General features: G+C 66.7%; 23 protein-coding genes. 17 read left to right on the forward strand and 6 right to left on the reverse strand.

Features of this window, described 5'->3' with window-relative positions; translation table 11 throughout:
* Positions 1-71: 71 nt before the first annotated feature.
* Positions 72-1,298, forward strand: coding sequence for an acyl-CoA desaturase (locus ACLIJ1_RS00435; protein WP_411363509.1), 1,227 nt, complete (start codon positions 72-74; stop codon positions 1,296-1,298).
* 91 nt (positions 1,299-1,389) lie between these two features.
* On the opposite strand, the gene rpmG is transcribed toward ACLIJ1_RS00435, so the two are convergent.
* The 3 genes from rpmG to trxB all read right to left on the reverse strand — a co-directional run bounded on the left by rpmG (position 1,390) and on the right by trxB (position 2,935).
* Positions 1,390-1,560, reverse strand: coding sequence for a 50S ribosomal protein L33 (gene rpmG / locus ACLIJ1_RS00440; RefSeq protein WP_056269543.1), 171 nt, complete (start codon positions 1,558-1,560; stop codon positions 1,390-1,392).
* A 13-nt stretch (positions 1,561-1,573) separates the two neighbouring features.
* Positions 1,574-1,807, reverse strand: a complete 234-nt coding sequence (gene rpmB, locus ACLIJ1_RS00445; protein ID WP_056269541.1) for a 50S ribosomal protein L28 — start codon at positions 1,805-1,807, stop codon at positions 1,574-1,576.
* Positions 1,808-1,987: 180 nt separating this feature from the next.
* Positions 1,988-2,935, reverse strand: a complete 948-nt coding sequence (trxB, locus tag ACLIJ1_RS00450; RefSeq protein ID WP_411363510.1) for a thioredoxin-disulfide reductase — start codon at positions 2,933-2,935, stop codon at positions 1,988-1,990.
* Between the two features lie 149 nt (positions 2,936-3,084).
* Here trxB and ACLIJ1_RS00455 point away from each other — a divergent pair, with 149 nt between their 5' ends.
* The 9 genes from ACLIJ1_RS00455 to lysS all read left to right on the forward strand — a co-directional run bounded on the left by ACLIJ1_RS00455 (position 3,085) and on the right by lysS (position 13,645).
* Entirely contained in the window at positions 3,085-3,759 is a 675-nt protein-coding gene (locus tag ACLIJ1_RS00455) for a Crp/Fnr family transcriptional regulator (RefSeq protein WP_411363511.1), read from the forward strand.
* Between the two features lie 115 nt (positions 3,760-3,874).
* Entirely contained in the window at positions 3,875-6,232 is a 2,358-nt protein-coding gene (locus ACLIJ1_RS00460) for a DNA translocase FtsK (RefSeq protein WP_411363512.1), read from the forward strand.
* A 43-nt stretch (positions 6,233-6,275) separates the two neighbouring features.
* The gene (gene lolA, locus ACLIJ1_RS00465; RefSeq protein WP_411363513.1) at positions 6,276-6,914 is read left to right on the forward strand and encodes an outer membrane lipoprotein chaperone LolA; all 639 of its coding nucleotides are present in this window, start codon (positions 6,276-6,278) and stop codon (positions 6,912-6,914) included.
* 5 nt (positions 6,915-6,919) lie between these two features.
* On the forward strand, positions 6,920-8,209 hold the full coding sequence (locus ACLIJ1_RS00470) for a replication-associated recombination protein A (protein ID WP_411363514.1): 1,290 nt from the start codon (positions 6,920-6,922) through the stop codon (positions 8,207-8,209).
* Between the two features lie 272 nt (positions 8,210-8,481).
* Positions 8,482-9,411 (forward strand): branched-chain amino acid ABC transporter permease, encoded by a 930-nt coding sequence (locus tag ACLIJ1_RS00475; RefSeq protein WP_411363515.1) that lies wholly within the window; start codon positions 8,482-8,484, stop codon positions 9,409-9,411.
* 14 nt (positions 9,412-9,425) lie between these two features.
* Positions 9,426-10,520, forward strand: coding sequence for a branched-chain amino acid ABC transporter permease (locus ACLIJ1_RS00480; protein WP_411363516.1), 1,095 nt, complete (start codon positions 9,426-9,428; stop codon positions 10,518-10,520).
* Between the two features lie 15 nt (positions 10,521-10,535).
* The gene (locus ACLIJ1_RS00485) at positions 10,536-11,306 is read left to right on the forward strand and encodes an ABC transporter ATP-binding protein (RefSeq protein WP_411363517.1); all 771 of its coding nucleotides are present in this window, start codon (positions 10,536-10,538) and stop codon (positions 11,304-11,306) included.
* A 16-nt stretch (positions 11,307-11,322) separates the two neighbouring features.
* Positions 11,323-12,039 carry an ABC transporter ATP-binding protein gene (locus ACLIJ1_RS00490; RefSeq protein WP_411363518.1) on the forward strand — a complete coding sequence of 239 codons (717 nt, stop codon included), beginning with the start codon at positions 11,323-11,325 and terminating at the stop codon, positions 12,037-12,039.
* Between the two features lie 70 nt (positions 12,040-12,109).
* On the forward strand, positions 12,110-13,645 hold the full coding sequence (lysS, locus tag ACLIJ1_RS00495) for a lysine--tRNA ligase (protein ID WP_411363519.1): 1,536 nt from the start codon (positions 12,110-12,112) through the stop codon (positions 13,643-13,645).
* Between the two features lie 74 nt (positions 13,646-13,719).
* Here lysS and rpoH read toward each other — a convergent pair whose 3' ends face one another.
* Complete coding sequence (gene rpoH, locus ACLIJ1_RS00500) at positions 13,720-14,679, reverse strand: RNA polymerase sigma factor RpoH (protein ID WP_411363520.1); 960 nt, start codon at positions 14,677-14,679, stop codon at positions 13,720-13,722.
* 155 nt (positions 14,680-14,834) lie between these two features.
* Between rpoH and imuA the strand changes: the two genes are divergently transcribed.
* The 3 genes from imuA (at position 14,835) to ACLIJ1_RS00515 (ending at position 20,184) form a co-directional block, all read left to right on the forward strand.
* Positions 14,835-15,716 carry a translesion DNA synthesis-associated protein ImuA gene (imuA, locus tag ACLIJ1_RS00505; protein WP_411363521.1) on the forward strand — a complete coding sequence of 294 codons (882 nt, stop codon included), beginning with the start codon at positions 14,835-14,837 and terminating at the stop codon, positions 15,714-15,716.
* Complete coding sequence (locus ACLIJ1_RS00510; protein ID WP_411363522.1) at positions 15,661-16,965, forward strand: Y-family DNA polymerase; 1,305 nt, start codon at positions 15,661-15,663, stop codon at positions 16,963-16,965. The genes imuA and ACLIJ1_RS00510 overlap by 56 nt, the downstream gene beginning before the upstream one ends.
* Before the next feature lie 108 nt (positions 16,966-17,073).
* The gene (locus tag ACLIJ1_RS00515) at positions 17,074-20,184 is read left to right on the forward strand and encodes an error-prone DNA polymerase (RefSeq protein WP_411363523.1); all 3,111 of its coding nucleotides are present in this window, start codon (positions 17,074-17,076) and stop codon (positions 20,182-20,184) included.
* On the opposite strand, the gene ACLIJ1_RS00520 is transcribed toward ACLIJ1_RS00515, so the two are convergent.
* Entirely contained in the window at positions 20,135-20,857 is a 723-nt protein-coding gene (locus ACLIJ1_RS00520) for a Crp/Fnr family transcriptional regulator (RefSeq protein WP_411363524.1), read from the reverse strand. The genes ACLIJ1_RS00515 and ACLIJ1_RS00520 overlap by 50 nt on opposite strands.
* A 90-nt stretch (positions 20,858-20,947) precedes the next feature.
* Between ACLIJ1_RS00520 and ACLIJ1_RS00525 the strand changes: the two genes are divergently transcribed.
* From ACLIJ1_RS00525 to ACLIJ1_RS00535, 3 genes are read left to right on the forward strand one after another with little or no spacing between them, the layout of a single operon-like run.
* The gene (locus tag ACLIJ1_RS00525; RefSeq protein WP_411363525.1) at positions 20,948-21,484 is read left to right on the forward strand and encodes a DUF962 domain-containing protein; all 537 of its coding nucleotides are present in this window, start codon (positions 20,948-20,950) and stop codon (positions 21,482-21,484) included.
* The gene (locus ACLIJ1_RS00530) at positions 21,481-22,491 is read left to right on the forward strand and encodes a 2-dehydropantoate 2-reductase (RefSeq protein ID WP_411363526.1); all 1,011 of its coding nucleotides are present in this window, start codon (positions 21,481-21,483) and stop codon (positions 22,489-22,491) included. Before ACLIJ1_RS00525 ends, ACLIJ1_RS00530 begins: the two co-directional genes overlap by 4 nt.
* Positions 22,488-23,150, forward strand: a complete 663-nt coding sequence (locus ACLIJ1_RS00535; protein WP_411363527.1) for a hypothetical protein — start codon at positions 22,488-22,490, stop codon at positions 23,148-23,150. The genes ACLIJ1_RS00530 and ACLIJ1_RS00535 overlap by 4 nt, the downstream gene beginning before the upstream one ends.
* Here ACLIJ1_RS00535 and ACLIJ1_RS00540 read toward each other — a convergent pair.
* A complete protein-coding gene (locus ACLIJ1_RS00540) occupies positions 23,125-23,592 on the reverse strand; it encodes an EVE domain-containing protein (RefSeq protein WP_411363528.1) in 468 nt (155 codons plus the stop codon). The two genes, ACLIJ1_RS00535 and ACLIJ1_RS00540, sit on opposite strands and share 26 nt — an antisense overlap.
* A 102-nt stretch (positions 23,593-23,694) precedes the next feature.
* On the opposite strand from ACLIJ1_RS00540, the gene ACLIJ1_RS00545 reads away from it, so the two are divergent.
* Positions 23,695-24,894 carry a multidrug effflux MFS transporter gene (locus ACLIJ1_RS00545; RefSeq protein WP_411363529.1) on the forward strand — a complete coding sequence of 400 codons (1,200 nt, stop codon included), beginning with the start codon at positions 23,695-23,697 and terminating at the stop codon, positions 24,892-24,894.
* The last annotated feature ends 36 nt before the right edge of the window (positions 24,895-24,930 follow it).

Raw genomic sequence — 24,930 nt, forward strand, 5'->3', positions numbered from 1 at the left:
CAACTTGGGGAAATCGGACCCCGCCGGTAAAATCCCAAGGTTTCGCGCAAGGGCGCGCATTTAGGAAATCAATGTCTTCTTCCGACTCCGGGATCCTGTCCCTTCTGTGGGACAGGCTGGTCGACTTTTTCGCCAATGGCCTGACCCATGCTTCTGGCTGGCAGATGCTGCTGGTGGCGCTGGTGCTGACCCACATCACCATCGCGAGCGTGACCATCTACCTGCATCGCCATCAGGCTCACCGCTCGATGGACCTGCACCCGATCGCCTCGCACTTTTTCCGCTTCTGGCTCTGGATGACCACCGGCCAGGTGACCAAGGAGTGGGCCGCGATCCACCGCAAGCACCACGCCAAATGCGAGCGTGAGGGCGACCCTCACAGCCCGCATGTGTTCGGCATCAAGACGGTGTTCTGGACGGGCGCCGAGCTGTACCGCGCCGAGTCGAAGAATGCCGAGACCATGGAACGTTATGGTCACGGCACGCCCGACGACTGGATCGAACGCAAGGTCTATTCGCGCTATTCGGCGCTGGGCGTCAGCCTGATGCTGATTCTTGATGTGACGCTGTTCGGTCTGGGTGGTCTGGCGGTGTGGGCCCTGCAGATGGCCTGGATCCCGATCACGGCCGCCGGCATCATCAACGGCATTGGCCACTGGTGGGGTTACCGCAACTTCGAAGCGGCCGATGCCAGCACCAACATTTCGCCCTGGGGCATCATCATTGGTGGCGAAGAGCTGCACAACAACCACCATACCTACCCCACTTCGGCCAAGCTCTCGGTCAAGCCCTACGAGTTCGACATCGGCTGGATGTACATCAGCATCCTGAAGGCCCTCGGTCTGGCGTCGGTGAAGAAGGTCCCGCCCAAGATGGCGTTTGGCGAAGTCAAGCCGGTGGCTGACGAAAAGACACTGGAAGCGATCATTGCCAACCGCTACGAAGTGATGGCCGGTTTCGCCCGCGAATTGCGTGCGGCCTGCCAGCGCGAAGTGGAGGCCCTCAAGACCCGCAGCGGCGATGCCGCCGCGCTGGACGCCGCCCGTCGCTGGCTGCACCGCGACGACGACAAGGTGCCCGCCGAGGTCAAGCCTCAGCTGGCGCTGGCCCGTGCCAAGCACCCGGTGCTGGACAAGATGGTCACCATGCGCGAAGAACTGCGTTCGCTGTGGACGGGCACGAACGTGACCCGCGAACAGCTGGCAGCCGATCTGCAGGCCTGGTGCCGCCGCGCCGAAGAAAGCGGCATTGCTGCCCTGCGCGATTTCTCGATCCAGCTGCGTTCCGCGCGAGCCTGATCGAGGCATCTATCCCGTGCCGCGAAAGTGGCGCGGGCAACAAAAAAGCCGCTGTTTCCACAGCGGCTTTTTTGTTGGAGAAATGGCTGAATTACTTCAGCTTGATTTCCTTGTAGTCCACGTGCTTGCGAGCCTTCGGATCAAATTTCTTGATCAGCATCTTCTCGGGCGTGGTCTTCTTGTTCTTGGTGGTGGTGTAGAAGTGGCCGGTCCCAGCGGTGGATTCCAGCTTGATCTTCTCGCGTGCGCCTTTGGTTGCCATGGTCGGTTACTCCTTAAGCCTGGCCACGTGCGCGCAGGTCGGCGAGCACAGCGTCAATACCGTTCTTGTCGATCAGGCGCAGGGCAGCGCCCGAAACGCGCAGGCGAACCCAGCGGTTTTCGCTCTCGACCCAGAAACGGCGGTATTGCAGGTTCGGCAGGAACCGGCGCTTGGTTTTGTTGTTGGCGTGGGAAACGTTGTTCCCGACCATGGGCTTCTTGCCCGTGACGTCGCAGACGCGTGCCATGTGGACACTCCGATACTTTTAAACAGCTGCCGCAGCGGGTCGGCTGGTCTGACTAGCAGAAACAGCCAACTGGCGGTCGAGCCTCACCTCGCCAGGAAAGGGTGGCGGTAACCCGGGATTCGCTGCGCAACCAGCCCTCAAAGGGCTCAGGAATACGCAGAAAAGCCTGCCATTATAGCCTCAAGCCGGGTGTTGTTCCAGGAAGCGCTGTGCGTCCAGTGCCGCCATGCAGCCGGTACCGGCGCTGGTGATGGCCTGGCGGTAGATGTGGTCCTGCACGTCGCCGGCTGCGAACACACCGGGCACGCTGGTCATGGTGGCCAGGCCGTTGTTGCCCGATTGGGTGACGATGTAGCCGTCTTTCATTGTCAGCTGGCCTTGGAAGATTTCGGTGTTGGGGCTGTGGCCGATGGCGATGAAGCAGCCCTTGACCGCGACGTCTTCGGTGCCGCCGGTCTGCACATTCTTCAGCCGTGCGCCGGTCACGCCGCTGGTGTCGCCCAGCACCTCGTCGAGCACGCTGTGCAGCTTGAGCTCGATCTTGCCTTCCTTGACCTTGTCCATCAGCTTGTCGATCATGATGGCTTCGGCGCGGAAGTTGTCACGGCGATGCACCAGCGTGACTTTGTTCGCGATGTTCGACAGATAGAGTGCTTCCTCCACCGCGGTGTTGCCCCCACCGACCACGGCCACTTCCTGGCCCCGGTAGAAGAAGCCGTCGCAGGTCGCGCAGGCGCTCACGCCCTTGCCCATGAACGCCTCTTCTGAGGGCAGTCCCAGGTAGCGGGCCGATGCGCCGGTGGCGATGATGAGGGTGTCGCAGCTGTATTCGCCGCTGTCGCCCTTGAGCACGAAGGGGCGCTTGCTCAGGTCGACCGCATTGATGTGGTCGAACACGATCTCGGTGTTGAAGCGCTCGGCGTGCTGCAGGAAGCGCTGCATCAGGTCGGGGCCCTGGACGCCGTGCACGTCGGCAGGCCAGTTGTCGACCTCGGTGGTGGTCATGAGCTGACCGCCCTGGGCGATGCCGGTGATCAGCATTGGGTTCAGATTGGCGCGTGCAGCGTAGACGGCTGCGGTGTATCCGGCGGGGCCGGAACCTAGAATGAGAACTTTGGCGTGCTTCATCTGGATATCCCCGACGAACGCGGGGAGCAAGTGGTTTAGAGTCGATGGGTATGCAATCGGGAACATGGTCCCGTCGTGCCGCGACGCAATGGATTGATCGGCATTGTAAGTAACGCGCCTTGTGCGCATTCACTGCAAAGGTATTTGGCATGGCCATTCTTTCCAACCTGGAACTGATTCGTCGGGTTCCCCTGTTCTCCACGCTGACACAGGCGCAGGCCGAGTCGGTCGCCGAGGCGGTGGTCAAGCGCCGCTACAAGCGCGGCGAGGTGATCGTCGAACAGGGCAAGAAATCCAATTTCCTGGCCATCGTGCTCACTGGGCGTGCGCGTGTCATCACCACCGACAGCCGTGGGCGCGAGGTGATCCTGGCAACGATGAACCCGGGCGATTACGTGGGTGAGATGAGCCTGATCGACAACCAGCCGCACTCGGCCACGGTGCGTGCCGAGGTGCAGACCGATGTGCTGATCCTGGGGCGGGTGGAATTCGCCCGCTGCCTGCCGGAAAACACCTCGATGGCCTATGCCGTCATGAAGGGACTCGTGCTGCGTCTGCGCCACGCGGACCGCAAGATCGAATCGCTGGCGCTGATGGACGTGTACGGGCGTGTCGCCCGAGCATTGCTGGAGTTCGCTGCGCCCGACAAGGATGGCCGCCTGGTCATCCGCGACCGGGTGTCGCGCCAGGACGTGGCCAAGATGATCGGCGCCTCGCGCGAGATGGTCAGCCGCGTCATGAAGGACCTTGAAGACCGCGGGTTCATCGAGGTCGATGCCGATGGCACGACCATCATCAAGGAACGCCTGACCTCGCTGGGCTGAGCGTGTGGCAGCACGGAACATCCGTGCAGTTCTGACACAAGGTTTTACCAATGCGGAGCGGTGCCGTAGCCGCCATCCGTTGGGGTAAGCTCGCCGCAGGACATCTGCGAGGTCTATGACGTATTCACTCAACACGCTCAATGCCGACCGGGCCAATGCGCCACCGAGCGGCCTGTCGCGTTTCGCTCATGAAGTGGCACTGGTTGCTGGAGCCTTGGCGCTGGGCTTCTGGCTGGTTGCGCTGCTGAGCCACTCACTGGCCGATCCCGCCTGGAGCACGACCGGCAACCGCGATCTGGTAGGCAACTGGGGCGGACAGTTCGGCGCCTGGCTGTCGGACGCGAGCTATTACCTGTTTGGCTTTTCGGTCTGGTGGCTGGTGTTCGCAGGACTGCGCGTCTGGCTGTCGGCGCTGGCGGACCGGTTGCGCGGCAATGCGCTGTCTCCGGTGGCAGCGCCTGCCGACGAAGTGGAGTTGCCTCTGTGGCAGCGCCCGGCGGTGCGGCGCCTGGCCGCCGTGCTGTCGCTGGTGCTGCTGATGGTGGGCAGCGTGATTCTCGAGTGGAGCCGTCTGTACCGTTTTGAGCCTTTGCTGCCGGGGCATGGCGGCGGCGTGATCGGTCACCTGCTGGGACTGTGGGGTGTGCGCTGGCTCGGTTTCACGGGTTCGACGCTGCTGGCGCTGGCATTGATTGTGATCAGTCTGCCCAGGGTGTTCCATTTCTCCTGGGGTCAGTGGGCCGAGCGCCTGGGCAGCCTGTTTGACGGCTGGTTCGAGTCGCGCCGCGAAAAGCGGGAAGCGGTGGAGGACCAGCGCATCGGTGAGCAGGCCGCGCGGGAGCGCGAAGAAGTGGTCAAGGTCGAGCGGGTGGAGATCGAGGAGCACCACCCGATGCCGGTCGTGATCGAGCCGACGCTGGTCGATGTGCCCAAGAGCGAGCGCGTGGCCAAAGAGCGCCAGAAACCGCTGTTCACCGAGATGCCCGACAGCAAGCTGCCGCAGGTCGATCTGCTGGATGCCGCGCCTGTGCACCAGCAGGGTGTGGATGCGCAGACGCTGGAGATGACCAGTCGCCTGATCGAGAAGAAGCTCAAGGATTTCGGTGTCGACGTGCGCGTGGTCGCCGCCGCACCGGGGCCGGTCATCACGCGCTACGAAATCGAACCGGCGACGGGCGTCAAGGGCTCGCAGATCGTCAACCTGGGGCGTGATCTGGCGCGTTCGCTGTCGCTGGTGTCGATCCGCGTGATCGAGACCATTCCGGGCAAGAACCTGATGGCACTGGAGCTGCCCAATGCCAAGCGCCAGACCATCAAGCTCAGCGAGATCCTGGGTTCGCAGGTCTACCACGATGCCAAGAGCATGCTGACCATGGGCCTTGGCAAGGACATCGCCGGCCTGCCGGTGGTGGCCGATCTGGCCAAGATGCCCCACTGTCTGGTGGCGGGTACTACCGGCTCGGGCAAGTCGGTCGGCATCAACGCCATGATCCTGTCGCTGCTGTACAAGGCCGACGCCAAGGACGTTCGATTGCTGCTGATCGATCCCAAGATGCTGGAGCTGAGCGTCTACGAGGGCATTCCGCACCTGTTGTGTCCGGTGGTGACCGACATGAAGCAGGCAGCCAACGGCCTGAACTGGTGCGTGGCCGAGATGGAGAAGCGCTACAAGCTCATGAGCAAGATGGGCGTTCGCAACCTGGCCGGCTTCAATGCCAAGCTGGACGAGGCCCGGGCGCGCGGTGAAATTATTGGCAATCCGTTCAGCCTGACCCCCGAGCAGCCGGAGCCACTGGAGCGTCTGCCCCACATCGTGGTGGTGATCGACGAGCTGGCCGACCTGATGATGGTGGTGGGCAAGAAGATCGAGGAGCTGATTGCGCGTCTGGCGCAGAAGGCGCGTGCGGCCGGCATCCACCTCATATTGGCGACACAGCGACCCAGCGTGGACGTGATCACGGGCCTGATCAAGGCCAACATCCCGACCCGCATTTCCTTCCAGGTCAGCAGCAAGATCGACAGCCGCACCATCCTTGACCAGATGGGCGCCGAGAGCCTGCTGGGCATGGGCGACATGCTCTACATGCCTTCCGGCACGGGTTTCCCGATCCGGGTGCACGGTGCTTTTGTCAGCGACGACGAAGTGCACCGGGTGGCCACCTACCTGAAGGACCAGTTCGGCGAGCCCAACTACATCGACGGTGTGCTGGAAAGCAGCCTGGGTGACGGTGAAGGCGGCGACATCTTCGGCGAAGGTGGTGGCGATGGCGGCGAAAAAGATCCGCTGTATGACCAGGCCGTGGCCATCGTGCTGCAGGACCGCAAGGCCAGCATTTCGTATGTGCAGCGCAAGCTCAAGATCGGCTACAACCGCGCCGCGCGTCTGCTCGAAGACATGGAAAACGCCGGTCTTGTCAGCGCGTTGACGAGCAGCGGCCAGCGCGACATCCTGGTCGCGCCGCGCGGCGACTGATCCGCCGGGAAACCTTTTCGGGAGCCCGAGGCTCCTAGCCTTCATGAACCTCAAGAACCTGATTCCCGCCGCTCTGGCCTTGACACTGCTGTCGGCCCAAGCCGATGGTCTGCAAGACCTCGAAGCCTTTTTGCGCGACGTCAGGAGTGCCCAGGCCGGCTTCACCCAAGTGGTGACGTCGCCCAAGCGAGAGGGCGAGGCGGTGGGGCGCAGCAAGACTTCCAGCGGCCGGTTTGAATTCCAGCGCCCGGGGCGCTTCCGCTTCGAATACACCAAGCCCTTCGAGCAGACCATCGTGGCCGACGGCCAGACGCTCTGGCTGTACGACGCCGATCTCAACCAGGTCACCGCGCGCAAGCAGCAGGACGTGCTGGGCAGCACGCCCGCAGCCTTGATCGCTTCGGGCACCGACCTCAAGGCGCTGTCGGAGTCTTTTGAACTGAAGGCCGCGCCCGCGAAGGACGGCATGGAATGGGTCGATGCGCGCCCGAAGGCCAAGGACGGACAGTTGCTGAACGTTCGGGTTGGCTTCAAGCAAGGGCAGCTTTCCGTGCTGGAGATTCTGGACAGCCTGGGTCAGCGCTCGGTGCTCAGTTTTGCCCAGTGGCAGGGCAACGCGGCCATCAAGCCCGAGCGGTTCAAGTTCCAGCCGCCGGCTGGCGCCGACGTCATCCGTCCCTGACCTCCGTGGCCACCGCTGCCCACCAGCCTCTAGCCGAACGCCTTCGCCCGCGCACGCTGGGTGAGGTGATCGGCCAGCAGCACCTGCTGGGAGAGGGCATGGCGCTGCGGCTGGCGTTCGAGTCGGGGCAACCGCATAGCTGCATCCTCTGGGGCCCGCCGGGCGTGGGAAAGACCACGATCGCTCGTCTGATGGCCGACGCGTTTGACGCGCAGTTCATCACCATCAGCGCCGTGCTGGGCGGGGTCAAGGACATCCGTGAGGCGGTCGAACGGGCCGAGGCGGCGCGCGATGGACTGACGTCGCAGCGCACCATCGTGTTCGTCGACGAGGTGCACCGCTTCAACAAGAGTCAGCAGGATGCCTTCCTGCCCCATGTGGAGAGCGGTCTGTTCACCTTCATCGGCGCGACCACCGAGAACCCGTCGTTCGAAGTCAATTCCGCCTTGCTGTCGCGAGCAGCGGTGTACGTGCTGCAGCCGCTGGGCGAAGAAGACCTTCGGCAGTTGCTGGTGCGCGCACAGGACATCGGAGCGGTACCGGCCGCGGAGAAGGCCGCTGCCGATCGCCTGATCGCCTACGCCGATGGCGACGCCCGCCGCCTGCTCAACACCCTGGAGACGCTGGCGGTGGCGGCCGGTCGCGAAAAGCTGACCGAGGTCACTGACACATGGCTGTTGCGTGTGCTGGGCGAACGCATGCGCCGCTATGACAAAGGTGGCGAGCAGTTCTACGACACCATCAGCGCTCTGCACAAAAGCGTGCGTGGCTCCGACCCGGATGCGGCGCTGTACTGGTTTGTGCGCATGCTCGATGGTGGTGCCGATCCGCGCTACATGGCGCGCCGGTTCATCCGCATGGCGGCCGAAGACATCGGTCTGGCCGACCCGCGCGCGCTGCGGTTGGCGCTGGACGCGGCCGAGGTGTACGAGCGTCTGGGTTCGCCTGAAGGAGAACTGGCGCTGGCCGAGTGCGTGGTCTATCTGGCGGTAGCGCCCAAGTCCAATGCGGTCTACAAGGCCTTCAATGAGGCCAAGGCCTTTGTGAAGAAGGATGGCAGCCGGCCGGTGCCGATGCACCTTCGCAATGCACCGACCAAGCTGATGAAGGATCTGGACTACGGCAAAGGCTACCGCTATGCCCACGATGAGGCAGGCGGCTTCGCCGCGGGCGAAAACTACCTGCCCGAGGGCATGACCGGTACGCAGTTCTACCGGCCGGTGGACCGCGGCCTGGAAATCCGCATCGGCGATAAGCTACGCGAGCTCAAAAAGCTCAATGATCAAAAAAACTAATGAATTGCCTGATGCGCTGATGCAGCGCGTTCCAACCGTCCGAAACAAGGGAAAACCCGCGCCAGATCAGGGCTCCCACGTATCCGGGGCCTCGTCACCCTTGGCTACAATCCGCCTCCAACCCGCCGTCTGCCCTGTGACAAGGTCCGACCTGGCGGGTTTTTTGCTAAGTTGAAGCGGGTCTGAACACGGGGCCCCGCGCTGCACAACGGCGCGGGATCGGATTTCCCGGTCGATGTGTCCCGGCCTGTCAAAAACACGGAGAAAACTTCATGGACGTCTTGCTGCAGCAGATCATCAATGGTCTGGTCCTGGGCAGTATGTATGCGCTGGTGGCGCTGGGATACACGATGGTGTACGGCATCATCGGCCTGATCAACTTCGCGCACGGTGACGTGCTCATGGTCGGCGCACTGACCAGCTGGACCATCATCGGCTGGATGAGCAGTGCCTCGCCCGACCTGCCGGGCTGGCTGGTGCTGCTGCTGGCCACGCTGATTGCGATGGTCGTTTGCGGTGCGCTGAACTACAGCATCGAAAAACTGGCTTACCGGCCGCTGCGCAATTCGCCGCGCCTGGCACCGCTGATCACCGCGATCGGCATGTCGCTGCTGTTGCAGACCTTTGCCATGATCATCTGGCAGCCCAATCCCAAGGCCTACCCGGCGATGTTGTCGCGCGAACCGATCGAGTTCGCCGGCGCCGTGATCTCGGTGACGCAGATCGTCATCCTGGCCGCGACCGCGATCACCCTCGCCTTCCTGATGTGGCTGGTCAACAAGACCAATCTGGGCCGCGCGATGCGTGCCACCGCCGAGAACCCTCGCGTGGCCGCGCTGATGGGCATCAAGCCCGACGTGGTCATCTCTGCCACCTTCATCATCGGCGCCATGCTGGCCGCGATCGCTGGCGTGATGTGGGCCTCCAACTACGGCACCGTGCAGCACGCCATGGGCTTCATGCCCGGCCTCAAGGCCTTCGTGGCAGCCGTCATGGGTGGGATCGGCAACCTCGCCGGTGCAGTGGTCGGCGGCATTGCGCTGGGCCTGATCGAGTCGCTGGGCGCCGGTTATCTGGGCGAGCTGACCGGCGGCGTGCTGGGCAGCCAGTATGTCGACATCTTCGCCTTCATCGTGCTGGCACTGGTGCTCACGCTGCGTCCTTCGGGCCTGCTGGGTGAACGTGTGGCCGACCGCGCCTGACCGGGAGACGCACCATGACGAACACCAAGAACGGCAAGATCATTGCCTTTGCACTGGCCGGCATCGCTCTGCTGGTCCTACCCCTGCTGCTGCAGGCCACGGGTTCCAACTCCTGGGCCCGCATCGTGGACCTGGCGCTGCTGTATGTGCTGCTGGCACTGGGCCTGAACATCGTGGTCGGCTACGCCGGCCTGCTGGATCTGGGCTACATCGCGTTCTACGCGGTGGGCGCCTACATCTACGGCCTGCTGGCTTCGCCGCACCTGGCCGATACCTTCCCGGCCATCAAGGAAATGTTCCCCAATGGGGTGCACGTCAATGTCTGGCTGGTGATGCTCGCGGCCGCGGCCATTGCGGGTCTGGTCGGCATGATCCTCGGCGCGCCGACACTCAAGCTGCGCGGCGACTACCTGGCGATCATCACGCTGGGCTTCGGTGAAATCATCCGGATCTTCATGCTCAACCTGGACCGCCCGGTGAACATCACCAACGGTCCCAAGGGCATCGCGCAGATCGACGCGCTCACCGTGTTCGGCCTCAACATGGGGCAGCGGCAGACCTTCTCGCTGGGCGACTGGAGCTACACCTTCCAGCCCGTGACGATGTACTACTACCTGTTCCTGTTCTTCGTGCTGCTGTCGGTACTCGTGTCTTACCGCCTGCAGGACTCTCGCATCGGCCGCGCCTGGATGGCCATCCGCGAAGACGAGATCGCCGCCAAGGCCATGGGCCTGAACACCCGCAACCTCAAGCTGCTGGCCTTCGGCATGGGAGCCACCTTTGGCGGCATGTCCGGCGTGCTGTTCGCGTCGTTCCAGCGTTTCGTCTCGCCCGAATCGTTCTCGCTGATGGAGTCGGTGATGGTGGTGGCCATGGTGGTGCTGGGCGGTATCGGCCACATCCCCGGCGTGATCCTGGGCGCGCTGATGCTCGCCGGTCTGCCCGAACTGCTGCGTCACATGCCCGACCTGTCCTATGTGACCGGCGGCCGGTTGGGCCCAGAGGTGTTGCGCCAGCTGCTGATCGCGCTGGCCATGGTGGTGGTGATGCTGCTGCGTCCGAAGGGTCTGTGGCCCTCTCCGGAACACGGCAAGGCTCTGACGAAGTAACCGAAGGACACCACCATGAGCGAAACCATTCTGAAAGTGGCCAATGTGTCCAAGCGCTTCGGCGGCCTGCAGGCCCTGAGCGACGTGGGCATCACCATCGAGCGCGGCCAGGTCTACGGTCTGATCGGCCCCAACGGCGCCGGCAAGACCACGTTCTTCAACGTGCTGACCGGCCTTTACACGCCCGACAGTGGCAGCTTCGAGCTGGCTGGCAAGCCCTACACGCCGACCGCGGTGCACGAAGTGGCCAAGGCCGGCATCGCCCGCACGTTCCAGAACATCCGCCTGTTTCCCGAAATGACCGCGGTGGAAAACGTGATGGTTGGCCGCCACGTGCGCACGCATTCGGGCCTGATCGGCGCCGTGCTGCGCACGCCGGGCTTCAAGAAGGAAGAGGCCGAGATCCGCAGCCGCGCGATGGAACTGCTGGAGTACGTGGGCATTGCCAAGTTCGTCGACTACAAGTCGCGCACGCTGAGCTACGGTGACCAGCGCCGTCTGGAAATTGCCCGCGCTCTGGCCACCGACCCGCAACTGATCGCGCTGGACGAACCCGCGGCCGGCATGAACGCGACCGAAAAGGTGCAGCTGCGCGAACTGATCGACCGCATCCGCAAGGACAACCGCACCATCTTGCTGATCGAACACGACGTGAAGCTGGTGATGGGCCTGTGCGACCGTGTGACCGTGCTCGACTACGGCAAGCAGCTCTCGTCCGGCACGCCGGCCGAGGTGCAGAGCGATCCCAAGGTGATCGAGGCGTATCTGGGCACTGGTGGCCACTGAAAGAGAGAGCAGACATATGGCAAACACACTCCTCAAAGTCAGCGGGCTGAAGGTCTCCTACGGCGGCATCAAGGCCGTCAAGGGCGTCGACCTGGAAGTGCGCGAAGGCGAGCTGATCTCGCTGATCGGCTCCAACGGCGCCGGCAAGACCACCACCATGAAGGCCATCACCGGTTCGCTGGGCTTCGAAGGCGGCGACATCGAATACCTGGGCCAGAGCATCAAGGGCCGCGGCGCCTGGGATCTGGTCAAGCTGGGTCTGGCGATGGTGCCGGAAGGTCGCGGTGTCTTCACCCGCATGACCATCACCGAAAACCTGCAGATGGGTGCCTACATCCGCACCGACAAGGCTGGCATCGCCACCGACATCGAGCGCATGTTCGGCATCTTCCCGCGCCTCAAGGAGCGCAAGGACCAACTGGCCGGCACGATGTCGGGCGGCGAGCAGCAGATGCTGGCGATGGCGCGTGCGCTGATGAGCCAGCCCAAGGTGCTGCTGCTGGACGAGCCCTCGATGGGCCTGTCGCCGATCATGGTCGACAAGATCTTCGAGGTTGTGCGCGACGTGTCCGCACAGGGCGTGACCGTGGTGCTGGTCGAGCAGAACGCCCAGCGGGCGCTGCAGATCGCCGACCGCGGCTATGTGATGGACTCCGGCCTGATCACCATGACCGGCGCCGGCAAGGACCTGCTGGTCGACCCGAAAGTGCGTGAGGCGTACCTGGGGCATTGACCTCCAGGCCGGAACTTACAATGACGGGTTGCGCTTTTCGGGCGCAACCCGTTTTTATTTGTCCCACACCATGACCACCGAACACCCACCCACCGACGACAACCAGCTGATTGCGGAGCGGCGCGAGAAGCTCAAAGGCCTGCGCGAAGCGCAGCAGCGCGGCGAGGGCGTGGCCTTCCCGAACGACTTCAAGCCCCGCGACACCGCCGAAGCGCTGTTCGCCACGCACGGCGAATCGAGCAAGGAAGCACTGGAAGCCAATCCGGTGCGCGCCAGCGTGTCCGGCCGCATGATGCTCAAGCGCGTGATGGGCAAGGCCTGTTTCGCGACCATCCAGGACGCCACCTTCGGTCCCAGCGGCGGCCGCATCCAGCTCTACCTGAACACCGACAGCGTGGGCGAAGAGAAACTGGCCGCGTTCAAGCACTGGGATCTGGGCGACATCGTGGCTGCCGAGGGTGTGCTCATGCGCACCCGCACTGGCGAACTGTCGATCCATGCCGACCAGATCCGCCTGATCACCAAGAGCCTGCGTCCGCTGCCCGACAAGTTCCACGGTGTGGCCGACCAGGAGATCAAGTACCGCCAGCGCTATGTGGACCTGATGACCGACGAGGCCTCGCGCCGCCGTTTCGTCACCCGCAGCAAAGCCCTGTCCAGCATCCGCGACTACATGGTCAGCCACGGCTTCCTGGAAGTGGAGACGCCCATGCTGCACCCCATTCCCGGCGGTGCCAACGCGAAGCCCTTCAAGACGCACCACAACGCGCTGGACCAGGAAATGTTCCTGCGCATCGCGCCCGAGCTGTATCTGAAGCGCCTGCTGGTGGGCGGGTTCGAGCGTGTGTTCGAGATCAACCGCAACTTCCGCAACGAAGGCATCAGCGTCCGCCACAACCCCGAGTTCACCATGATGGAGTTCTACGCGGCGTACTGGAACTACCAGGACCTGATGGACTTCAACGAGCAACTGATCCGCCACGTGGTCAAGCAGGTGCACGGCGACACGCCGCTGACCTACAACGGCCAGCCGGTGGACGTGTTCTCGCCCTTCGAGCGCCTGACGATCCGCGAAGCCATCCTCAAGTACACCGAGGCCGGCGCCGGGGTGGACGACCCGGCCTGGCTGATCCCGGCGCTGCGCAAGCTGGGCATGAGCGAAGAGAAGCACCAGCTCTCGACCCGGTCGCTGGCCAGCCTGCAGGTGCTGTACTTCGAAGAGACGGTCGAAGAGAAGCTCTGGAACCCGACCTTCATCATGGAGCACCCGACCGAGATTTCGCCGCTGGCCCGCGCCAACGACGACCGCCCGGAAGTGACCGAGCGTTTCGAGCTCTACATCACCGGCCGCGAATTCGGCAACGCCTTCTCAGAGCTGAACGACGCCGAAGACCAGGCCGCGCGTTTCCACGCACAGGTTGCGGCCAAGGACGGTGGCGACGAAGAGGCGATGTACTACGACGCCGACTTCATCCGCGCGCTGGAATACGGCATGCCCCCGGCCGGCGGCTGCGGCATCGGCATCGACCGCCTGATGATGCTGCTGACCGACTCGCCCAGCATCCGCGACGTGATCCTGTTCCCGGCGCTGCGTCGCGAGGCCTGATGGTGCGGCGTGGCTTCGACCGGTAAAAAGGAAACCGCCCTCGGGCGGTTTCCTTTTGGGTGATCCGCTGCGGATCAGGCGAATTCGGCCAGCGCCTTGCGCATCTTCTTCATGGCCGCGACTTCGATCTGGCGAATGCGCTCGGCGCTCACGCCGTACTCGGCCGCCAGTTCGTGCAGCGTCATGCCGCCCGAGCCGTCGTCGTTCACCTTGAGCCAGCGCTCGGTCACGATGCGGCGCGAACGGTCGTCGAGCTCGCCCATGGCGCGCGCCACGCCTTCGGTGGCCAGCGCGTCGCGTTCGGCGGATTCGAGCACGGCGGTCGGTTCGTGGGTCGCGTCGGCCAGGTAGGCGATGGGGCCGAAGCTGTCTTCGCCGTCTTCGCCGGGGCTCGGGTCGAGCACCACGTCGCCACCCGAGAGCCGGGTTTCCATCTCGCGCACTTCTTCGGGCTTGACCTTCAGGTCGCGCGCGACCAGATCGACCTCACCGTCGGAAAACGCTTCGCGGTGCGTGTCACCGTCCAGCGCTTCGGCACGGAAACCCTGCTTCATCGAGCGCAGGTTGAAGAACAGCTTGCGCTGGGCCTTGGTCGTCGCGACCTTGACCATGCGCCAGTTCTTCAGGATGTATTCGTGGATCTCGGCCTTGATCCAGTGGATCGCGTAGCTGACCAGGCGCACGCCCTGTTCGGGGTCGAAGCGCTTGACGGCCTTCATCAGACCGACGTTGCCTTCCTGGATCAGGTCGCCGTGCGGCAGGCCGTAGCCCAGGTACTGGCGGGCGATCGAGACCACCAGGCGCAGGTGCGACATCACCAGCTGGCCGGCGGCGTCGAGGTCGTTGTGGTCGCGCAGACGGCGGGCGGCCGACTGCTCTTCTTCCAGCGTCAGCAGCGGCATGCGGTTGACGGCGGAGATGTATGCGTCCAGGTTGCCCAGCGGCGGCAGCGTCAGCGAACGGCTCCACGGGCTGGCAACGGCCAGCGTGGCGGAGGGCAGGGCAGCAGCGGGGGCAAGCAGGGTGTTGGACATCAGAAAGAACCTCCTAAGTGGTCTTGCTCAAATATTAGCACTCTCTATGAGTGAGTGCTAAAAGAATGGTTCCTTGACCGTGAAGGCCTTGGTGGACAATCGCTCCGGTTTCTTGTACTGTACATAAAAACAGTATTTAGAGCCTTGAATTTGCCATGTCCGCCTTGCCCCAGCGTCTGTCCGGCGACTTGCCGGAGGTTTCCGCGTCCGTTGCCGTTGTTGGCCGGCTGCCGCGCGAAACCATGCCGCAGGCGCTGCCGCGTGCGGTGGCCGAGGCGATCTGGCGCGGTGACCAGCTGGGGCGCCCGGTCATGGCCACGCTGTCCAGCGGGTTCGAGTCGCTGGACGCCGCCTTGCCCGGTGGCGGCTGGCCCTGCCAGGGGCTGACCGAGGTCCTCAGCACCCAGGGAGGCATGCTGGAGTGGCGTCTGCTGGGGCCGGCGCTGTCCCGGGTCTGCGCCGCCGGTCGCAGCGTGGTGCTGGTCGGGCCGCCGCAGCCGCCGCACCTGCCGGGTCTGCGTTTCGAGGGGGTGACCGAGCGGCAACTGGTCTGGGTGCAGGCCGAAACGCCGGCCGAGCGCCTGTGGGCGACCGAACAGCTGCTCAAGGGGCGCTCCTGTGGCGCGCTGATCGCCTGGCTGCCCAAGGCGCGGCCCGAGCAGCTGCGCCGCCTGCAGGTGCTGGCCGGGGCGGGCGATGCGCCGGTGTTCCTGTGCCGGCCGGCGGAGGCGGCCCGCAGCGCCTCGGCCGCGCCGTTGCGGCTGCTGGCGCGGGTGGCGCCGGACTGGTGCCTGGCGGTCGAGGTGTTCAAGCGCAAAGGGCCGCCGCTGGAGACTCCGTTGCACCTGCACGCCATGCCGGGAGGTCTTCAGGCCATCCTGACGCCGCGGCTGCGCCAGCCCAGCATCCTGCTGCCGCGCGATCCGGCGCGTGTGCCCGAACCGGTGGTGCCGGCCGGACCGGCTTTTCACGAGAGCGACCATGCTCTGGTCAGCGCTGCTGCTGCCACCGCCCGACGACAGCGCCTTGCCCACTGACGCGGCGCTGCAGGCGCTGGCGCTCTGGGCCCTCCAGTTCACGCCCCGGGTCGCCGTCGCCGACGAAGCCGTGGTCATGGAGCTGGCGGCCAGCGTGCGCCTGTTCGGTGGCCGGCGTGCGCTGCACGAGCGCGTACAGGCCGAAGGTGCGGAACTGGGTGTGGGCCGGATGGCCTGGGCGCCCAACAGCCTGGCGGCGCTGGCGCTGGCGCGTGCCGGCATGTCCAACGGATTGGCTGGACCGCTGGGGGCGCTGCTCGACGCCCTGCCCATGGAGACGCTCAGCGCCGTGCGCCCGCACCGGCTCACGCTGGCGCACATCGGTTGCCGCACCCTGGGCGATGTGCGCCGACTGCCGCGGGGTGGCGTGGGCCGCCGCTTCGGCCAGCCGCTGCTGGCGGCGCTCGACCAGATCTACGGCCGGGCGCCCGAGGTGCACCAGTGGATCGAGCCGCCCGAGCGCTTTGCGCAACGGCTGGAGCTGATGTTCCGGGTGGACGACGCGCCGGCCCTGCTGTTCGGCGCGCGGCGCCTGCTGCTGTCGCTGTGCGGCTGGCTGGCGGCGCGCCACAGCGGCACCACCGCGTTCACGCTGCACTGGGCGCACGACGCCATGCGCGCGAAGTCGGCGGGCGAGGGCGGTTGCCTCACCGTGCGCACGGCAGAGCCCACGCGCCAGATCGACCACCTGTGCCGCCTGCTGGCCGAGCACCTGGCCCGGGTGGAACTGCTGGCGCCGGTGGGCGACCTGGAACTCACCGCCGACGTCGTGCAGCCGCTGGAGGAGCACAGCGCCTCCTGGCTGCCCGACGAGGACGCCGGCAGAGAGGCGCTGCCCCTGGTGCTGGAGCGCATCGCCGTGCGCCTGGGACCGCAGCGTGTGCTGCGGCCGGTGCTGTGCGAAGACCACCGCCCCGAGTGGATGTGCCGCTGGCAGCCGGCGGGCGAACCCTTGCCGCGCAAGCCCGTCCCGGACAGCGATGTGCCGCAGCCCGGGTTCATCCTGCCGGTGCCGCTCAAGCTGCTGGTGCGTGGTGACCGGCCGTATTACCAGGGTGAGTTGCAGCTGCTCGCCGGCCCGCAGCGGGTCGAGGGCGGCTGGTGGGACCGCGACGAGGCGGCCGGCCAGATCCGCCACGTGGCACGTGATTACTGGGTCGCGCAGTCGGTGCACGCGGGCGTGCTGTGGGTGTTCCAGACGCGGCTGGATGCGGCACCTGCATGGTTCCTCCATGGAATATTTGCCTGACCCCCGCCGCGCTGCGCGCGACCCCCTTCCAGGGGGCGATGCGAGCGGCCCGGCAAAGCCGGTTCCACCGCATCCTGGGTTCGGGCATGTCGCGCCGGAGCGGTCACTATGACGCCTGCAACACCCGGCATTCCGTCCTACGCCGAGCTGCTGTGTTGCTCCAACTTCAGCTTCCTGCGCGGAGCGAGCCGGCCGGAAGAGCTGGTGCAGCGCGCGCATGCGCTCGGCTACCACGCGCTGGCGCTGACCGACGAGTGTTCGCTGGCCGGGATCGTGCGCGCCCACGTGGCCGCGAAGGCACTGGAGTTTCCGCTGCTGGTGGGCAGCCAGTTCCAGGTGCAGAGTGATGCGCCGTTCACGCTGGTGGTGCTGGCCACCAACCTGAATGGCTACGGCAACCTCTGCGAATTCATCACGCGCCTGCGCCGCACGGCGAGCAAGGGCACGTACCGGCTGTTATTGAAGGACATCAGTGCCGACGCGCTGGCCGACTGCCTGGTGATCGCCGTGCCGCAGCGCGGCAGCGCGCAGGCGCAGATGGACACGTTGGCGCGCTGGCTGCTGCAGCACTTCGTGGGGCGCTGCTGGCTGGGCGTGGAGCAGCTGCGCCTGATGGACGACGAGATGCGCCTGCACCGGCTGCGCCAGAGCAGCGAGCTCACGGCGGTGCCGCTGGTGGCGGTGGGCGACGTGCACATGCACGTGCGCTCGCGCAAGGCTCTGCAGGACGTGCTCACCGCGACCCGCGTCGGCAAGCCGCTGACCGGGTGCGGCCACGCGCTGGCGCCGAACGCCGAGCAGCACCTGCGGTCGCGGCTGTCATTGGCGCAGTGTTACCCCGAGGCCCTGCTGGCCGAGACGCTGAAGGTGGCCGAACGCTGCCGTTTCTCGCTCGACGAACTGGCCTACCAGTACCCCAGCGAGGTGGTGCCGGCGGGCGAGACGCCCGCGAGCTACCTGCGCCGCCTGGCCTACGAAGGCATGGGCCGGCGCTGGCCCATGGGCGCGTCCGCGAAGGTGCAGCAGCAGGTCGAGCACGAGCTGGCGCTGATCGCCGAGCTGGGCTACGAACACTACTTCCTCACCGTGTACGACATCGTTGCCTTCGCGCGTTCGGAGCACATCCTCTGTCAGGGGCGCGGGTCGGCGGCCAACAGCGCGGTCTGCTACTGCCTGGGCGTGACCGAGGTGGACCCCGACCGCACGGCGGTGCTGTTCGAGCGCTTCCTCTCGAAGGAGCGCAACGAGCCGCCCGACATCGATGTGGATTTCGAACACGAACGGCGCGAGGAAGTCATCCAGTACCTCTACGCCAAATACGGCCGCGAGCGCGCGGCGCTGACCGCCACCGTCATCAGCTACCGACCGCGCAGCGCTCTGCGCGACGTGGGCAAGGCGCTGGGTTTCGACGAGGCCGCGCTCGACGCGCTGGGCAGTGGCCACCGCTGGTGGGGCGAGGACGGCTTCGCGCCCGAACGCATCCGCGAAGCCGGGCTCGATCCGGACAGCCTGCAGGTGCGCCAGCTGGTCCGGCTGACCGCGGATCTCATGGGCTTCCCGCGCCACCTCTCGCAGCACACCGGCGGCTTCGTGCTGACCCAGATGCCGCTCTCGCGCATGGTGCCGATCGAGAACGCCGCCATGGCCGACCGCACGGTGATCGAGTGGGACAAGGACGATCTCGACGCCATGGGCCTGCTCAAGGTCGATGTGCTGGCGCTGGGCATGCTGACCGCGATCCGCAAGTCGCTGGACTTCATCGGGCAGCGCAAGGGCTTCGTGTTCCAGATGCAGGACATCCCGCCCGAAGACCCGGTGACCTACGACATGATCTGCGCCGCCGACACCGTGGGCGTGTTCCAGATCGAGAGCCGTGCGCAGATGGCCATGCTGCCGCGCCTGCTGCCGCGCTGCTTCTACGACCTGGTGGTCGAGGTCGCGCTGGTGCGTCCCGGTCCGATCCAGGGTGGTGCGGTGCACCCGTACCTGCGGCGGCGCCAGGGCAAGGAACCCATCGACTATCCCAAGGGGCTGGAGGGCGCACTGGAGCGCACGCTGGGCGTGCCGGTGTTCCAGGAGCAATGCATGCAGATCGCCATGATCGCGGCCGGCTTCACCCCCGGCGAAGCCGACGGCCTGCGCCGCGCCATGGGCGCGTGGCGCCGCACCGGCGGGCTGGGCGCCTACGAACACCGGCTGGTCGACGGCATGACCACACGGGGCTATCCGCTCGAGTTCGCGCAACGTGTGGTCGAGCAGGTCAAGGGGTTCTCCAGCTACGGTTTTCCCGAGAGCCACGCGGCCAGCTTCGCGCTGCTGGTCTACGCCAGCTGCTGGATCAAGCGCCACCACCCGGCCGAGTTCCTGGCCGCCATGCTCAACAGCCAGCCGCTGGGCTTCTATTCACCCAGCCAGCTGGTGCAGGACGCGCAGCGGCACGGCGTCGAGGTGCGGCCGGTGGACGTGATGGACAGCGACTGGGACTGCACGCTGGAGGAGACGGCGGACGGGCAGGCCGCCGTGCGGCTGGGGCTGCGCATGGTCAGCGGGCTGTCGATAGCGGAGGGGGAGCGCCTCATGGCGGCGCGCATCCTGGGGCCTTTCATGGACACCGAAGACCTGGCCCGGCGCGCGGGGCTGGACCGGCAGACCATGGAGCAGCTCGCCGCCGCCGACGCGCTCATGGGCCTGAGCGGTCACCGCCGCCAGCAGGTCTGGGATGCGGTGGCCCTCAAGGCGCCGCCCGCGCTGCTGCGGGACGCGCCGGTCGAGGAAGACGTGCTCGAGCTGCCCGAGGCGCCCGAAGGCGAAGCGATCGTGTGGGACTACGCGAGCCTGGGCCTGACGCTGCGCCGCCATCCGCTGGCGCTCTTGCGCGAGCGATTGAACCAGCGCCGCTTCATGACCGCCGCCCAGCTCAGGGACGCGCCCGACGGACGCCTGGTGCGCGCCTGCGGCATCGTCACCGGGCGCCAGCAGCCGGACACTTCGCAGGGCGTGGTGTTCGTGTCGCTGGAAGACGAGACCGGCGTGGTGCAGGTCATCGTCTGGAAGTCCGTGCGCCAGCGCCAGCGCAACGAACTCACCCGCGCAAGGCTGATGGCGGTACACGGCGTGTGGCAGCGCGAAGGCAATGTCTGCAACCTGATCGCCGGCCGCCTCGAAGACCTCACCCCGCTGCTGGGTCGGCTGGCGACGGAGAGCCGGGACTTTCACTGAGCGCGTCCAGCAGCTCGATCTCGCCGTAGTGCAGCCGCAACCGGCCGCGCGCTTCCAGCGTCTTGAGCGCCTTGTTGATGCTCTGGCGGCTCACGCCCAGCATCTGCGCGAGCACCTCCTGCGCCAGCCGGATGCGCCGGCGAGGCGCATCGCGGCTGCCGTAGCCCAGGGCCACCAGCTGCAGGCGGCGCCAGACGCGTTCTTCCAGCGGCAGCTGCGCCAGCTCCTCGATGGCCACGAAGACCACCCGCAGCTTGCGGCAGGCCAGCTTGCCCAGTTCGCGCCACATGGCCGGGTGGGCATCGAGCCAGGCCAGCAGCGCCTCGCGCGGCACCACCAGGACCTGTGAAGGGACGTCGGCCACGGCGTCGTGGGTCCGCGGGCGACCGTCGATCAGCGAGATCTCGCCGAACCACTGGTAGGGCTCCAGGTACGCGAGCAGGGCGCTGTCGCCCTCGGCATTGAGGGCGCCGATGCGCAGCGCACCGGCCATGACGCAGCACAGGCCTTCGGCATCGCCGCCGCGCGCGAACAGCGACTCGCCGGCGGCCAGCTTGCGCACCCGGCCCAGGCGCAGCAGCTCGTCGCGCAGCGCCGGGGCACAGTGGCCGAACCATTCGTCGCTGGCCAGGGCGGCGTGCAGACCGGGGGGGACAGGGGTGGAAGGTGGCATGGCGCGGGCTTTGTCGAAATTTTGACAGACGCTCCCGCGCCATGCAGCGATCCTTGCCGCTTTGCCGAACAACCACAACAGGAGACCACCATGGACTTGGCCACCCGCCAGCTGATCGAGTACGCGCGTTACCACCGCGACCCGCGCAACATCGCCACCCACTTTGTCGGCATTCCGCTGATCGCCTTCGGCATCGCGGCGATGCTGGCGCGAATCCCGCTGGGCGCCGCCGCCGCGCTGTTGCCCGGGGCGCACTGGCTGGTCTGGGCCCTGACCGGCGTCTGGTACCTGCGGCAGGGGCGCTGGTCGCTCACGGTCCCGACCATGGCGGTGCTGGCGGCTCTGGTGGCGCTGGCGCAGACGCTGGGTGACGCGCCCACCACCGTCTGGCTCACCTGGGGCCTGGGCAGCTTCGTCGTCGGCTGGGTGTTCCAGGCGGTGGGGCATGTCTGGGAAGGCCGCAAGCCGGCCTTCTTCGACGACCTGCGCGGCCTGCTGGTTGGTCCGATGTTCGTGCTGGCCGAGATCCTGATGGCGCTGGGGCTGCAGCCCGGATTGCGGGAAAGCATCGATGCGGCCGCCGGACCGGTGCAGCGGCGGGGCCCGCGCGCGGTGGCTGGCCGATGACGGTTGCGCAGAACGATCCGAAGGCGGCCGGGACGGTGCTGGTGATGGGCGCCGGTCTGGTCGGGTGTTACCTGGGGGGCCGCCTGCAGGCGGCCGGTGTGCCGGTGGACTTTGTCGGGAGACCGGCAGTGCTGGCGGAACTGGCGATGCACGGTCTGCGCCTGACGGATCTCGGCGGGGGAGAGTGGCGGGTGCCTGTGTCCGAACTGCGCCTGCATGAAGACATTCCGGACGGTTGCCGGCCTGCTCTGGTGCTGCTGTGCGTCAAGCGGCCGGCGCTGACGTCGGCCCTGCGGCGGCTGGCGCAGGTGCTGCCCAGGGAGACGCCGGTGCTGTGCTGGCAGAACGGCCTGTTCCCGATCGCCGATGCCACGCTGGCCTCGCCCCAGCTGCATCTGCTGCCGGCCATGGTGCCGTTCAACGTGATGCGGCGCGGGCCGGGGCACTTCCACCAAGGCACGGCCGGCCAGCTTGCGGCCCAGAGTGCGGCCTGCCTGGCGCCGTGGCAGGCGGTGTTCCTGCGCGCCGGCCTCTCGCTCGGTCTGCATGCCGACATGCGACCGGTGCAATGGGGCAAGCTGCTGCTCAACCTCAACAACCCGGTCAATGCGCTCTCGGGCCTGCCGCTGAAGGCGCAACTGCTGGATGCGACCCACCGCCGCCGATATGCGGATCTGGTGGACGAGGCGTTGCGCTTGCTGCGACAGGCCCACATCGAGCCGCACCGCGTGACGCCGCTGCCGTGGGACCGCTTCCTGCGTGTGCTGCGCCTGCCGACGCCGCTGTTCCGCCTGATCGCCTTTCGCATGCTGCGCATGGACGCACACGCCCGCTCCAGCATGGCGGAGGACCTGGCGGCCGGGCGCCAGACCGAGATCGACGACCTGTGCGGCGAAGTGGTGCGGCTGGCGCATTCGCTGGGCACCCGGGCACCCCTGAACGCGCAGATGGTCGAGGCCATCCATCTCCTGCGTGGAGCGGGAAAACTTTCTGGAGGAACCACATGACGTCATGGAACGAGGACCGGGCGACGCGCCGGACCGACGGGATGACCGCGGTGCTGATCGCCGCCGCCAGCCTGCTGCTGGTGTTTCTGGCGGCGGCGTGGACGCGCGAGTGGTCGCTGTTCTCGCTGTCGCCGCCCGGCGGCAGCGCGCCGGACGTGCTGCCCGGTCAGCGCGAGGACCTGCACCGCACCTTTTTCACCATCTGGGCCTCGCTGCTGCTGGCGGCACCCGCATTGGCGCTGCTGCCGCTGGCCGGTCGCTCGGCCATCGCGGCGCGCTTCTGGCGCATCTGCTGGACCGCGTCGCTGCTGGTGTTCGCGGTGCACTTCTGGTGGGCCGTGGTGGTGCTGTTCGGCAACGACTGGTCGCGCGTGCTGCACACGCCACGCGTGAGCGCACCGCGGCTGGACACGGTGTTTGCGGTCTGGTGGTGTGTGGACGTGTTGCTGGCCTGGACCGTGCGGCCTGACCGGGTCTGGGTGCGGCTGCAGCGCGCCGGTGTGCACCTGCTGGCCTTTGTGCTCTTCTTCATGGGCGCGGCGCGCGAGGGCGAGTTGCCGGTGTCGCGGGCGTTGGGGTGGTCGTTCTCCGCGGTGGTGGCGCTGGGCCTGGCCGCCTGGGCGTTGCGGCGGATCAACCGCCCAGCAGCTGCCCGGTGATGAAGCGCCAGTGCGCCTCGGTCACCGGCGTGATCGAGAGCCGGCTGCCACGCTGCAGCACCACCATCTCGGCCAGCGCTGGCGTGGCGCGCAGCTCGGGCAGGCCGATCAGGCGGGTCTTCTTCAGCGCCTGCACGTCGCGCAGCAGCCAGCGTGGCGCGTCGACTTTGGACTTGCCGTCGAAATAGGGCGAGGCCGGGTCGAACTGGGTCGGGTCGGGGCGGATGTCCGAAGCCACGCGCGCCAGGCCCACGATGCCCGGCTCGGCGCAGCTGGAATGGTAGAACAGCACGCCGTCGCCGATCTGCATCGCGTCGCGCATGAAGTTGCGCGCCTGGTAGTTGCGCACGCCGGTCCAGGGCACGGTGGCCTGCGGGGCCGCCAGCGCGTCGTCGATCGAGCACTCCTCGGGCTCGGACTTCATCAGCCAGTACTGGGTCATGGCGCGATCTTAGCGAGGGGTATCGCGCTGCGGACGGGGTCTGTCAGCGAATCGGGGTAGCCTCGGGGTTTTTCGCCGGGCCGAGCCCGCAGCCCCGCCCGCATGACCGAATCCTCCGCACGCCCCCAGCCGCACGGCTGGCTGATCGCCAACCTGCTGGCGCAGCTCGCCTTCGGCCTGCTGGCCATGACCATCTGCCTGCCCTCGATGCAGGAGTGGGGCGCGATCTTCGGCAGCTCGCAGGCGGCGGTGCAGCTGAGCTTCAGCGGCTACGTCGTGACCTACGGTTCGCTGCAACTGCTCTACGGCCCGCTGTCGGACCGGCTGGGCCGCAAGCGTGTGCTGCTGTTTGGCCTCTCGGTGTCCTTCACGGGTTCGGTGCTGGCTGCGCTGGCGCCCAGCCTGCCGCTGCTGGTGGCTGCACGCGTCCTGCAGGGCGCAGGCGCGGCGGCCGGCATGGTGGTCGGTCGCGCCATGGTGCAGGACCTGTTCGCCGGCCCGGAACGCACCCGGGTCATGGCGTATGTCGGCATGGCAATGGGCCTGTGCCCGCCGCTGGCAACCATCATCGGCGGGCAGTTGCATGTGCGCCTGGGCTGGCAGGCCAACTTTGTGGTGATGGCGGCGCTGGCAGTGGTGCTGTTCGTGGCTGCCTGGCGCGGCCTGCCAGACCACCGCGCCCCGACCACCGTGCAGCCGCACTGGCTGACGGCGATGCTGGGCTCCTACGCCCGCCTGGCGCGCGAACCCTCGTTCCTGCTGCATGTGGCCATCCTGGCGATGACGACGGCCACCTTCTACGCCTTTCTCGGCGGCGCGCCGATCGTGCTGGGCAGCTACGGCGTGAAGCCCGACGGCATCGGCTTCTACATCATGTGCGTGCCCGGCTCGTACATCGTGGGCAACTTCCTGGCGGCGCGGCTGGCGATGGGCACCGGGCCGGTGCCCATGATGCGCTGGGGCCAGGCGCTGACCCTGGGTGGCATTGGATTGATGCTGGTGCTGGCCTATGCAGGATGGCGCTCGCCGCTGGCGTTCGCGCTGCCGCTGACCCTGCTGGGCATCGGGCATGGCCTGCTGGTGCCACCGGCGCTGGCAGGCACGGTCGGTCTGGTGCCGGCGCTGGCAGGATCGGCAGCCGCAGTTGCGGGGCTCTCGCAGCAGCTCACGGGCGCGGTCGGCGGATTCGCCGTCGGCCTGTTCCCGCACGACGGCGCCGGCAACCTGGGCTGGCTGATGATGGGGTTTGCGCTCTGTGGCGCGCTGGCACAGTGGGCGCTGCACCGCCGGCCACGGCCCTGACACCGGCGACAGCACTGGCCCGCCCCATCGGGGAAA

The sequence above is a fragment of the Hydrogenophaga sp. RWCD_12 genome (assembly GCF_046604225.1).
Classification (GTDB): Bacteria; Pseudomonadota; Gammaproteobacteria; order Burkholderiales; family Burkholderiaceae_C; genus Hydrogenophaga.

Bases quoted from the DNA above. Each gene is read 5' to 3' on its own strand.
- ACLIJ1_RS00435 (WP_411363509.1), top strand. From the start codon at position 72: ATGTCTTCTTCCGACTCCGGGATCCTGTCCCTTCTGTGGGACAGGCTG.
- rpmG (WP_056269543.1), bottom strand. From the start codon at position 1,560: ATGGCAACCAAAGGCGCACGCGAGAAGATCAAGCTGGAATCCACCGCT.
- rpmB (WP_056269541.1), bottom strand. From the start codon at position 1,807: ATGGCACGCGTCTGCGACGTCACGGGCAAGAAGCCCATGGTCGGGAAC.
- trxB (WP_411363510.1), bottom strand. From the start codon at position 2,935: ATGAAGCACGCCAAAGTTCTCATTCTAGGTTCCGGCCCCGCCGGATAC.
- ACLIJ1_RS00455 (WP_411363511.1), top strand. From the start codon at position 3,085: ATGGCCATTCTTTCCAACCTGGAACTGATTCGTCGGGTTCCCCTGTTC.
- ACLIJ1_RS00460 (WP_411363512.1), top strand. From the start codon at position 3,875: ATGACGTATTCACTCAACACGCTCAATGCCGACCGGGCCAATGCGCCA.
- lolA (WP_411363513.1), top strand. From the start codon at position 6,276: ATGAACCTCAAGAACCTGATTCCCGCCGCTCTGGCCTTGACACTGCTG.
- ACLIJ1_RS00475 (WP_411363515.1), top strand. From the start codon at position 8,482: ATGGACGTCTTGCTGCAGCAGATCATCAATGGTCTGGTCCTGGGCAGT.
- ACLIJ1_RS00480 (WP_411363516.1), top strand. From the start codon at position 9,426: ATGACGAACACCAAGAACGGCAAGATCATTGCCTTTGCACTGGCCGGC.
- ACLIJ1_RS00485 (WP_411363517.1), top strand. From the start codon at position 10,536: ATGAGCGAAACCATTCTGAAAGTGGCCAATGTGTCCAAGCGCTTCGGC.
- ACLIJ1_RS00490 (WP_411363518.1), top strand. From the start codon at position 11,323: ATGGCAAACACACTCCTCAAAGTCAGCGGGCTGAAGGTCTCCTACGGC.
- lysS (WP_411363519.1), top strand. From the start codon at position 12,110: ATGACCACCGAACACCCACCCACCGACGACAACCAGCTGATTGCGGAG.
- rpoH (WP_411363520.1), bottom strand. From the start codon at position 14,679: ATGTCCAACACCCTGCTTGCCCCCGCTGCTGCCCTGCCCTCCGCCACG.
- imuA (WP_411363521.1), top strand. From the start codon at position 14,835: ATGTCCGCCTTGCCCCAGCGTCTGTCCGGCGACTTGCCGGAGGTTTCC.
- ACLIJ1_RS00510 (WP_411363522.1), top strand. From the start codon at position 15,661: ATGCTCTGGTCAGCGCTGCTGCTGCCACCGCCCGACGACAGCGCCTTG.
- ACLIJ1_RS00515 (WP_411363523.1), top strand. From the start codon at position 17,074: ATGACGCCTGCAACACCCGGCATTCCGTCCTACGCCGAGCTGCTGTGT.
- ACLIJ1_RS00520 (WP_411363524.1), bottom strand. From the start codon at position 20,857: ATGCCACCTTCCACCCCTGTCCCCCCCGGTCTGCACGCCGCCCTGGCC.
- ACLIJ1_RS00525 (WP_411363525.1), top strand. From the start codon at position 20,948: ATGGACTTGGCCACCCGCCAGCTGATCGAGTACGCGCGTTACCACCGC.
- ACLIJ1_RS00530 (WP_411363526.1), top strand. From the start codon at position 21,481: ATGACGGTTGCGCAGAACGATCCGAAGGCGGCCGGGACGGTGCTGGTG.
- ACLIJ1_RS00535 (WP_411363527.1), top strand. From the start codon at position 22,488: ATGACGTCATGGAACGAGGACCGGGCGACGCGCCGGACCGACGGGATG.
- ACLIJ1_RS00540 (WP_411363528.1), bottom strand. From the start codon at position 23,592: ATGACCCAGTACTGGCTGATGAAGTCCGAGCCCGAGGAGTGCTCGATC.
- ACLIJ1_RS00545 (WP_411363529.1), top strand. From the start codon at position 23,695: ATGACCGAATCCTCCGCACGCCCCCAGCCGCACGGCTGGCTGATCGCC.